The 9,500-nt window shown below is 72.1% G+C and carries 7 protein-coding genes and 1 pseudogene; 3 read left to right on the forward strand and 5 right to left on the reverse strand.

Translation table 11 applies throughout. The features are described from left to right. Both ACLEQD_RS29720 and ACLEQD_RS29725 read right to left on the reverse strand, forming a co-directional pair. A partial coding sequence (locus ACLEQD_RS29720; protein ID WP_410388675.1) for an FAD/NAD(P)-binding protein occupies window positions 1–881 on the reverse strand: 881 nt, incomplete at its 3' end. A gap of 128 nt (window positions 882–1,009) precedes the next feature. Continuing rightward, a complete protein-coding gene (locus ACLEQD_RS29725; RefSeq protein WP_410388677.1) occupies window positions 1,010–1,885 on the reverse strand; it encodes a sterol desaturase family protein in 876 nt (291 codons plus the stop codon). A 119-nt stretch (window positions 1,886–2,004) separates the two neighbouring features. On the opposite strand from ACLEQD_RS29725, the gene ACLEQD_RS29730 reads away from it, so the two are divergent. Then, window positions 2,005–2,715 (forward strand): TetR/AcrR family transcriptional regulator, encoded by a 711-nt coding sequence (locus tag ACLEQD_RS29730; RefSeq protein WP_410388679.1) that lies wholly within the window; start codon window positions 2,005–2,007, stop codon window positions 2,713–2,715. A 12-nt stretch (window positions 2,716–2,727) separates the two neighbouring features. Here ACLEQD_RS29730 and ACLEQD_RS29735 read toward each other — a convergent pair whose 3' ends face one another. From ACLEQD_RS29735 to ACLEQD_RS29745, 3 genes are all read right to left on the reverse strand, one after another. Next, on the reverse strand, window positions 2,728–3,705 hold the full coding sequence (locus ACLEQD_RS29735) for a sensor histidine kinase (RefSeq protein ID WP_410388681.1): 978 nt from the start codon (window positions 3,703–3,705) through the stop codon (window positions 2,728–2,730). 308 nt (window positions 3,706–4,013) lie between these two features. After that, window positions 4,014–4,886, reverse strand: coding sequence for a hypothetical protein (locus tag ACLEQD_RS29740; RefSeq protein ID WP_410388683.1), 873 nt, complete (start codon window positions 4,884–4,886; stop codon window positions 4,014–4,016). 358 nt (window positions 4,887–5,244) lie between these two features. Further along, on the reverse strand, window positions 5,245–6,633 hold the full coding sequence (locus ACLEQD_RS29745) for a serine/threonine-protein kinase (protein ID WP_410388685.1): 1,389 nt from the start codon (window positions 6,631–6,633) through the stop codon (window positions 5,245–5,247). A 261-nt stretch (window positions 6,634–6,894) separates the two neighbouring features. Here ACLEQD_RS29745 and ACLEQD_RS29750 point away from each other — a divergent pair. Together ACLEQD_RS29750 and ACLEQD_RS29755 are read left to right on the forward strand one after the other, a co-directional pair. Beyond that, a pseudogene (locus ACLEQD_RS29750) lies at window positions 6,895–9,157 on the forward strand (PAS domain S-box protein). Beyond that, the coding region (locus ACLEQD_RS29755) for an OPT/YSL family transporter (protein ID WP_410388687.1) at window positions 9,154–9,500 on the forward strand (347 nt) is incomplete at its 3' end. The pseudogene ACLEQD_RS29750 and the gene ACLEQD_RS29755, both read left to right, overlap by 4 nt.

A 9,500-nucleotide genomic window follows, 5' to 3' on the forward strand; every position in this document is an offset into this window, starting at 1 on the left:
CGCATCGCGTGCAGCACGTCGCGGATCCGCAGCGTGCTGAACGGCACCACGCCCTCCGCGGAAGGGGACGCGGCCTGCGTGGCGGTCTCCGCGTCGCGACAGCGGTCCATCTCCCGGCGCACCGAGCGCAACAGCTCGCGGATGCGCAGGGGCTCCGCCGCGGCGGGCGTCTTCGCGCCTTGCGCGCGGTGCGGGTGCGGCAGCAGGCCGTGCCGCGACAGCGCGTGCACCGTGCCCTGGTGGCCGCGCTCGCCCAGCGACAGCACCGTGTCCACCATGGTGAGCGCCGTGCCGACGAGCAGCACCGACTCCCCGGAGCCGATGCCCTCCAGCGCCCCGGCCATCCAGGGCGAGCGGTGGTAGCGCGGGCTCGCGTACAGCCCGCCGTCCGGCACGCGCAGGTCCGCGGGCAGCGCGTTGCCCAGCGCCAGCACCCCGCAGCGCGCCTCCAGGCTGGCGCCGCTCGCCAGCGACACCTTCACGCCGTCCGCGGTGTCCACCACCGCCGTCACCTCGTCGCGCGGCGTCTCCAGTTGGACGCCCGGCGCGGCCCGCGCGGCGGACTCCTTCAGCACCGACTCCAGATACTGGCCATAGCGGCGGCGCTCGGCGAACGCGGACGGCGGCGTGTCCGGCGCCTCCACGCGCAGCCAGCGCAGGAAGTGCTCCGGGTCCTCGACCCAGGCGCTCATGCGGCCGGCCGGCACGTTGAGCAGGTGACGCGCGCTGGTCGTCGAGTACGCGACCCCCCGTCCCAGGCGCTCCCCCCGCTCCACGAGGGCCACGCGCAGGGGCGAACGGGCGCCCCGCAAGAGACAGGCCGCCAGCAGCGTTCCGCTGGCACCCGCGCCGATGATGATGACGTCCTGCCGGGAGTTCACCGCCCGATTCTAGGGCCGGCCCCCCCGGATGCCATCCCTCCCGCTCGTCGTCCTCCGCGCGGACTGTCCGTCGGCCCACGGCTCCCTTTGCCTGGCGCCCACCCTGGGACGTCGGGGCCCGGCGGACCTCAGAGCGCCTGGCGGGCTTCGGGCACCTGGGGCACCGCGGGGGCGGAAGGGGCGGGCGGAGGCACCGCCAGCCGCTCCCCGATGCGCGTGAGCCCCTCGCCAGCGCGGGCGCGCGCATGCACGAGCGCATAGTCGGGAAACGCGGTCCCGAACCACCGGTCCAGCACCACGGTGTAGAGGCCGTAGTGCCCCTGGTAGCGCGCATGGTGCAGCGCATGGAACGTGGGGGTGAAGAAGACGCGGCCCACCCAGGACGTCACGAAGCGCTCCGGCAGCCACTCCGTGTTGCCGTGCCCGAAGGCGTTGAGCAGGTAGTTGGTCATCATGTAGGCCAGGATGCCCACCTGCGTGCCCGGCATCAGGTGCATGGCCGCGAAGTGCAGGCCGAGCCCGCCGCCCATCAGCACCGTCCGCTCCGCCACGGAGAACGACAGCGCGGTGAGCGGCTCCGTCACCTGCGCCACGTGGTGCTGGGCGTGGAAGCGGTAGAAGCGCGGCAGGTGCAGCAGCCGGTGCGTCACGTAGAACCACACCTCGAAGCCCACGAACATCCACGCGTAGGACCACAGCGCCCGGGTCAGGTTGAACGGCGCCACCAGGGGCCCGCTGAAGTAGCGGAACGTCGCGATGAGCACCGCGTCCGTCAGCACCACGCCCACCGCCGCGAGCGCCTCGCTGCGCAGCTGCCCCTTCGCCAGCTCCCGCCGGTATACCCGGAAGCGCTCCGCCAGCCGCGTGCGCCACACCAGCCACCCGCCCGTCACCGTCACCAGCTTGATGGTCCCCGTGATGAAGAGGACCAGGAGGAACAGCAGGGGCAGCGACGGATTCTGGGGCAGCAGCATCAGCATCACGGACCTCGCGAGGGCCAGCACACCCCCGGGCCATGCCTGCCCGGATACCCCATTGATAGTGACGGACCCAGCCCATTGTCAAATCTGACAATAGCGCCGGCACGTTGAAGGACGGGGCGCGGTGGCTAGGATGCGCCGGGATGGCACCCAAGCGTCCTCCGGGACGGGCTCCGGCCCGGCGCACTCCTGCTCCCCGTCGTCCCGCGGAGCCCGCCGCGCCCCGGAAGCGGCGCACGCCGGAGGCGGCGCGCGAGGCCATCCTCCAGGCCGCCGAGCCGCTGCTCGTGGAGCAGGGGCCGGACCGGGTGGGGCTCCAGGCGGTGGCGAAGGCGGCGGGGGTGAGCCATGCGCTCGTCACGCACTACTTCGGCACCTACGAGGCCCTGGTGCGCGAGGTGCTCCTGCGCCGCAACGAGCTGCTGGCGGCGTCCTTCCGGGAGCAGCTGCTCGCGGCGGACACGCCGCCTGGCGCCGGAGAGCTGCTCGAGCGCTTCTTCACCGTCATCCAGCAGGGGCAGCACGGCCGGCTGATGGCCTGGGCGCTGCTCACCGGCCGGACCGAGCACATGCCGCTGGCGAGCGCGCAGGGCCTGCGGCTCCTGGCGGACGCGCTGGAGTTCCAGTCCGGCCGCGTGGCGCAAGCGCAGGGCACGCCGCCGCCGTCGCGCGACGCGGTGGACATGACGCTGCTCGTGGCGCTGTGCGCGTCGCAGTGGTTCATGCTCGCGCGGGAGGTGCTCCTGCCCGTGCTGGGCCGCCCGGTGGACGCGGCGTCGGACGCGCGCTTCCGGGAAGTCCTTGGCGGGATGCTCCAGCGGGCGCTGGGGGTGAAGCCGCCCGGCGGAGACTGAAGGGGGCGCCGCTCAGGTCCAGTCGGCCTGCGAGCGCGGCGACTGCACGAAGGCGCCGGCCACCGGCAGGGACACGCGGAAGATGCTGCCCCGGCCGGGCGCGCTCTCCATGGTCAGCGTGCCGCCCAGCGAGGTGACGATGCCGTGGCACACCGCGAGCCCCAGCCCCGTGCCCACGCCCACCGCCTTCGTGGTGAAGAAGGGGTCGAAGATGCGCTCGCGGTGCTCGGGCGCGATGCCGCAGCCGGTGTCGCGCACCTCCACCAGCACGTGGCCGGGCTCCCCGGGGCGGGCCACCACGCGCACCTCGTTGCCCTCCGCGTTGCCCGGAGAGATGGACTGCGCCGCGTTGAGCAGCAGGTTGAGGAACACCTGACCCAGCCGCGAGCCGTTGCCCTGCACCGGCGGCACGCCGTCGCACTCCACCACCAGCCGCGCGCGGTGCCGCAGCTCGTGCATGGCCATCTTCGCCGCCGTGCGCACCACCGCGGCCAGCTCCGCGGGCCCGCTGCCCACGTCCTCCGCGCGCGACAGCGTCTGCAGGTCGCGCACGATGAGCCGGATGCGCTCCGCGCCGTCGCGCGTCTCCGCCAGCGCCTCCAGGATCTCCTGCCGGTCCTGCTCCGACAGGCGCTCCTTCTGCTGGAGCTCCTGGTGGATGTACTCCAGGTTGCTCAGGATGAAGGCCAGCGGGTTGTTGATTTCATGGCCCACGCCCGCCGCGATGCGCCCCAGCGCGATGAGCCGGTCCGCGAAGAGCAGCTGGGTCTGCGTCGCGTGCAGCTGCTCCAGGCTGCTGGACAGCTTCGCGTTGGCGGCCTCCAGCGCCGCGGTGCGCTCGCGCACCGTCTCCTCCAGCAGCCGGTTGTCCGCGCAGGGCGTCTGCTCGGCGCACCGGGCCTTGGGCTCCAGGCGCTCGAAGGCATGGCGGAGCGTGCCCCGCCGCCGCGTCATCGCCGCCAACCGCCCGACCTTCGCTCGTAACGTCATCGCGGCCCGCTCCACCCGACTCCATCCGCGGCCGTCACCGCTCCTCGTGGCGGTGGTCCCTACGCCGGGCCCGGCCTGTGGAGGACCATCCAACACCGCCGCCTCGTGCCCGGCAAGGTGTGCGCGAGTCCAGGGTGCCGTCGAGCGAACACCCCCCACGTTCACGTCCCGGCTGTCATTTTCCACTGGGATTCGGGCGCGCGGAAGCAACCCACCGCACGCCCGAGCCTTCTGGACACGCGGCCCGAGGTGGGGCCGAGGCCGTTCATGCCCAGCACTTCACCGGCGGTCCGACAGGTGCGTCCGCTTCAGGCGCCGCAGTCCGCGAGGCAGCTGTCCGCCGTGGTGCCGGAGCCCGCGTGCTCGGTGAACTGGCACACGCCGTCGCCGCAGCGGAACAGCTCCGTGGGCTGCACGCGCGTGGTGATGGCCGGGTACGTCTTCCCGTTGTACGTGCACTGCGTGTAGTAGGGCTGGCTCGGGTCGCCCTTCGTGCAGAACTGCGCGCAGCTGCCGATGTTGGTGATGGGCGCGCAGGTGTCCGCGTCCAGCGTGAGGCCGCACGCGCGCGTGGAGCTCTCCGCGGTGCTGAAGTCGCGATCACGCGCCGCGAACAGGCCCTCGTCCGTGAACAGGTTGCCGAAGAAGCAGGCCTCCTTCGCGCTGAACTGCGACAGCTCCTCCGCGGAGTAGGGCACCGCCGCGCCCTCCGCCGTGCGGCCCAGCACGGACAGCGCGATGTGCAGGCCGTACTTGTTCGCGTGCGCCGCCAGGCACGCGCTCACCGCCTGCTGCTCCGGCACCGTGGCGGGAATGCCCGCCGCCCAGCCCGGCGCCAGGCCCAGGCTGCCCTGCCACGTGTACTTCGCCCCCGTCGTCAGGGACAGGAAGGTGCGCGTCTGGCCCGCGGGCACCGCGCACTTCACGATGTACGCCATCAGCGTCGGCGCCGTGTCCGGGTTCTGGGTGAACCAGTCGTTGAAGCCGTTGGTGGACAGGCCGTTGGTGGACAGGCCGTTGGTGGAGAGCCCGTTGGTGGAGAGCCCGTTGGTGGACAGGCCGTTGGTGGACAGGCCGTTGTCCACCTGCTGCGCCTGATCCGCGGACGCCAGGTCCGCCCCCGGGGCGTCCTCGGGCATCGCGCCGCCACAACCCACGAGGGCGAGCAGCGCCCCCGTCATCAACACCGCCTTCAGGGGTTGGCGTGAGGCAACTCGGTTCCACCACTGGCTGCATCCACTTCCAGACCGAAAAGCAGGGGTGAGGCGCATGTAGGGGGCTCCCGCTCGAGGGGGAAGTCGGAGGACCGACTTCCAGAATGTCAGGCAGTCCAGGCTTTCAGCCAGAAAGGTGCTGAAACTGTCAGACAGGGGAATCGTGACGGATTCAGGATGGAAAATAAATACCGCTTCGTCAAAAAATTACGGTGTGGGTCCAATTCTCACGGCGTCAAACGTGTGCCGGTGAAGGGCATGGAACCACAGGCCTGTAGCGGATGCGGCAGGGGGGAGGAGGAGGAAGGGGGACGGCGGGGACGGCTCACTGCGGGGGAGGACCTTCGAGCAGCTGTGCGGCGGGACGGGTGAGGGCGAAACCACCGGGGTCCCTTACGTTCCAGGTTGCCACATGCGTGACCGGGCCGCCTACCACCTCGGCCTCGCCGGCCTCGCCGCGTGTCTCCGCCTCACCATGGTGGAGGCAGAGGTGGACGCGGGCGTGGGCGGACTCCGCCAGCCGCTGGACCTCCGCGTGCAGTTCGCGCAGGGCCTGAAGGGTCCGGGCGGGCGCGGTGTCGGCGGACAGGGGCCGCACGCCCAGCAGCGTGGTGCCTGTCTGGAGCGCCAGGAGGAAGCCCTCCTCGCGCAGGCCCTGCTCCAGCGTGTCCAGCACGCCCGCGAGCGCGGCGTACACGGTGTCGTCGTCCTGGTCCGTGGAGGGCAGCACCACCTCCGCGTTCACCGCGAGCACGGCGCGCGTCTGGCCCTCCACCTGGCCGGGCTCCTCGGCGGCCTCGCGCAGGGCGGTGAGGAAGGCGTTCACGCTGGGGTAGCGGCGGGTGGCGTCCTTGTCCATGCAGCGCAGCACCACCGCGTCCATGGCGGGTGACACCGGCGCGCGCACGCTGGGGCGCGGCGGCGGGGCCTCCAGGTGCATCCGCTCCAGCTCCAGCCGGTCATCGGACTGGAACGGGTAGCGGCCGGTGAGCAGCTGGTAGAGCAGCACGCCCAGCGCGTACACGTCCGTGGGCGGGCCAATGCGCCCGCCCCGGAACTGCTCGGGCGCCATCGCGTGCGCGGTGCCCAGGCGCTGGCCCGCGGTGGTGAGCCCCTCCTGGCCGGGCTCCTGTTGGATCAGCTTCGCGATGCCGAAGTCGAGCAGCTTCAGCCGGGGCTTCTCCCCCTCCTCCACGACGAGGATGTTGCTGGACTTGAGGTCGCGGTGCACGACGCCCGCGCGGTGCGCCGCCTCCAGCGCGCCGCAGATGGGCTCCAGGTACGCCAGCGCGCGCGACGCGGACAGCCGCCCGCGCTCCTGCACCACCTGGCTCAGGGTGCGCCCGGAGAGCAGCTCCATCACGTAGTAGGGGCTGCCGTCCGGCATCAGCCCGAAGTCGTAGACGTCCACGATGTTCGGGTGGTGGATCTGATTGACGACGCGCGCCTCGCGCACGAAGCGCTGGAGCATCTCCCCCTGGTCCGCCAGGTGCGAGTGCAGCACCTTCACCGCCGCGTGCCGTCCCAGGATGCGGTGCTCCGCCTCGTAGACGCTGCCGTGGCCACCGGCGGCCAGCATGCCCTTGAGCACGTACTCGCCCGCGAGCGTGCCCGGCCCGCGCTCGGGACGGCTGGGTGTGTCGTGCCCCTTGTCCGTGGCGTTCGCGGCCGCGCGCGCCTGGATGCGGAAGGTGCTCTCGGAGTCCGCCGCCATGAATGCCCCGCACCCTACCATCCACGGGTGGGTCGCGAGTACCCGCGCCGGGTTGGCTGTCGTGCCTGCCTGTCTGCCCGTTCACCAGGAGTCACGCTCCCTGCCCTGCAGGTGTAGGGGACGTTCATTGGAAGCCGTTGGGGTATGGTTGGAGTCCGGGCCAGGACTTCGGGCCCACACGGAGCGCGGCGTCATGCACGACAGGCGGCGAGGACACTGCCGGCCCGAGCGCAGGGCAACGCCCGGGGGCTGGCATACATGATGACGTTGGTGGACGAGCTCACGACCTGCGCGGGCCAGTCGATGACGGCCCCGTCCTCGACCGGGGCGTGCCTCATCCTCATCAGCACCACCACGCCGGCGGCCATTGGCAAGGCGTACCGGCTGGAGCCGGGCGAGCACGTCATCGGGCGCGGCTCGGAGGCGGAGGTGCGCATCGACGACCACGGGGTGTCGCGCAAGCACGCGCGCATCGTGCGCAAGCCGGACGGCTCGTGCCTCGTCACGGACCTGGAGTCCACCAACGGCACGTTCCTCAACGGGCTGCCGGTGTCCACCGCGGAGCTGCAGGAGGGCGACCGGCTCCAGGTGGGCACGGTGACGGTGTTCCGCTTCTCCCGGCGCGAGGTGCTGGAGCAGCGCGAGGAGCAGCTGCGGCAAGCGCTGTCCGCCGCGCGCGTGGGCATCTGGGACTGGAACGCGAAGAGCGGGCAGGTGACGTGGAGCGAGCACGTGGACCGGCTGCTGGGCCTGGCCGTGGGCAAGCTGTCCGGCCGCGCCATGGACCTGGAGGAGGTGGTGCACCCGGCGGATCTGCCCCGCTTGCGCGCGGGCTGGCCACGGCGCTCCAGCAGCGCTCGCAGGTGGACGTGGAGTACCGCATCGAGCCCCCGGGCAGCGGCTTCCGCTGGATTTCGTGCAAGGGCGACGTGCTGCTGGACGCATCCGGGCAGCCGCGCGGGTGACGGGCACGGTGATGGACATCACCGCGCGCAAGCAGGCGGAGCTGGAGCTGCACCGCCAGGCGCTCATCTTCGAGAGCATCTCCGACGGCGTCGTCATCACGGACCTGGCGGGCGGGGTGATTGACTGGAACACCAGCGCGGAGCGGATGTTCGGCAGAAGCCGCAAGGAGGCCATGGGGCAGACGCTCTTCAGCGTGCTGCACCCGGGTGAGCCGGACCGGCTGACGGGCGCCATCCTCACCGCGCTGGAGGTGCACGGGCGCTGGAGCGGGGAGCTGGAGTTCCGCCGCGCGGACGGCATGGCGTGCGTCTGCGAGTCCGTGGTGGTGCCGCTGCGCGACGCGGAAGGGCGCGTCATCGCGAACATCATGGTGCACCGCGACCTGAGCGAGCGCCGGCAGCTCCAGGCGCGGCTGGTGGTGGCGGACCGGCTGGCCAGCGTGGGCACGCTGGGCGCGGGCGTGGCGCACGAAATCAACAACCCGCTGGCGTACATGCTGGTGAACCTGCACCTCATCCGCGAGGGGCTGGAGAAGCTGGAGGCCCAGGGCGCCCCGTCGCAGCCGGTGGCCTCCATCCAGCAACTGGTGCGCGAGACGACCGAGGGCGCGGAGCGCATCGCGACCATCGTGCGGGACCTGAAAGTCTTCGCGCGCGGCGAGCAGGAGTCGCGCCCCATGCCGGTGGACGTGCGCCGCTCCGTGGAGCTGGCGTGCAAGATGGCGGACAACGTCATCCGCCACCGCGCGCGGCTGGTGACGGAGTTCGAGCCCGTCCCCGCGGTGGAGGCGAGCGAGGCGCGGCTGTGCCAGGTGTTCCTCAACCTGCTGCTCAACGCGGCGCAGGCCATCCCGGAGGACCCGTCCTCCGTCACCGAGCACGAGATCCGCGCCATCATCCGTCCGGGCGAGCCGGGCAAGGTGGTGGTGGAGGTGCGCGACACCGGCGTGGGCATGACGCCGGAGGTGCTGGGGCGCATCTTCGACCCCTTCTTCACCACGAAGGCGGTGGGCGTGGGCACGGGGCTGGGGCTGTCCATCTGCCACGGCATCGTGGAGTCCATGGGCGGCTCCATCCACGCGGAGAGCATGCCGGGGCAGGGCAGCACCTTCCGCGTGGTGCTGCGCTCGGCGGCGCACGAGCCGGACCTCTACCCGCGGCTGTCCGCGACGGCGCCGGCGGGCGCGCGGGCGCGCATCCTGGTGGTGGATGACGAGCCCAACGTGACGGTGGCGCTGCAGCGCTCGCTGGCGACGGAGCACGAGGTGTCCACGGCGAACAGCGCGCAGGCGGCGCTGCGGCTGGTGAGCGAAGGCAGCCGCTTCGACCTCATCCTCTGCGACGTGATGATGCCGGGGATGACGGGCATGGACCTGTACTTCGAGCTGGGGCGCTCTGCGCCGGAGCAGGCGGGGCGCATGGTGTTCATGACCGGCGGCGCGTTCACGCCGCGCACGATGTCGTTCCTGCGCGACGTACCGAACCTCAAGCTGAGCAAGCCGCTGGACCTGACGCAGCTGCGCGAGCTGGTGGGACGCTCGGCGGAGGCGTCTCGATGAGTGCCTCCCCCGGCCACCCCGCGGCTCCTCCCGAGGTCGCGGCGGGGCCGGTGGAGCCGGTGCCCGTGACGGAGGCCGGGCTGGGGCTCGCGGGCGCGGCGGCCTCCCAGGGCCGGGAGTGGACGGCCCGGTCGCTGGGGATGGGGCTGCTCATCGGCGCGCTGCTGGCCGTCACCAACCTCTACATGGGGATGAAGACGGGCTGGTGGGACTCGGGCTCCATCACCGCGACGGTGCTGGGGTTCAGCGGCCTGGCGGCCTATGGGCGCAGGCGCGGCGTGCCGTACACGCCGCTGGAGAACAACCTCACGCAGACGGCCGCGTCGGCGGTGGGCGCGATGCC

The sequence above is a fragment of the Corallococcus sp. 4LFB genome, assembly GCF_046520365.1.
GTDB lineage: Bacteria > Myxococcota > Myxococcia > Myxococcales > Myxococcaceae > Corallococcus > Corallococcus caeni.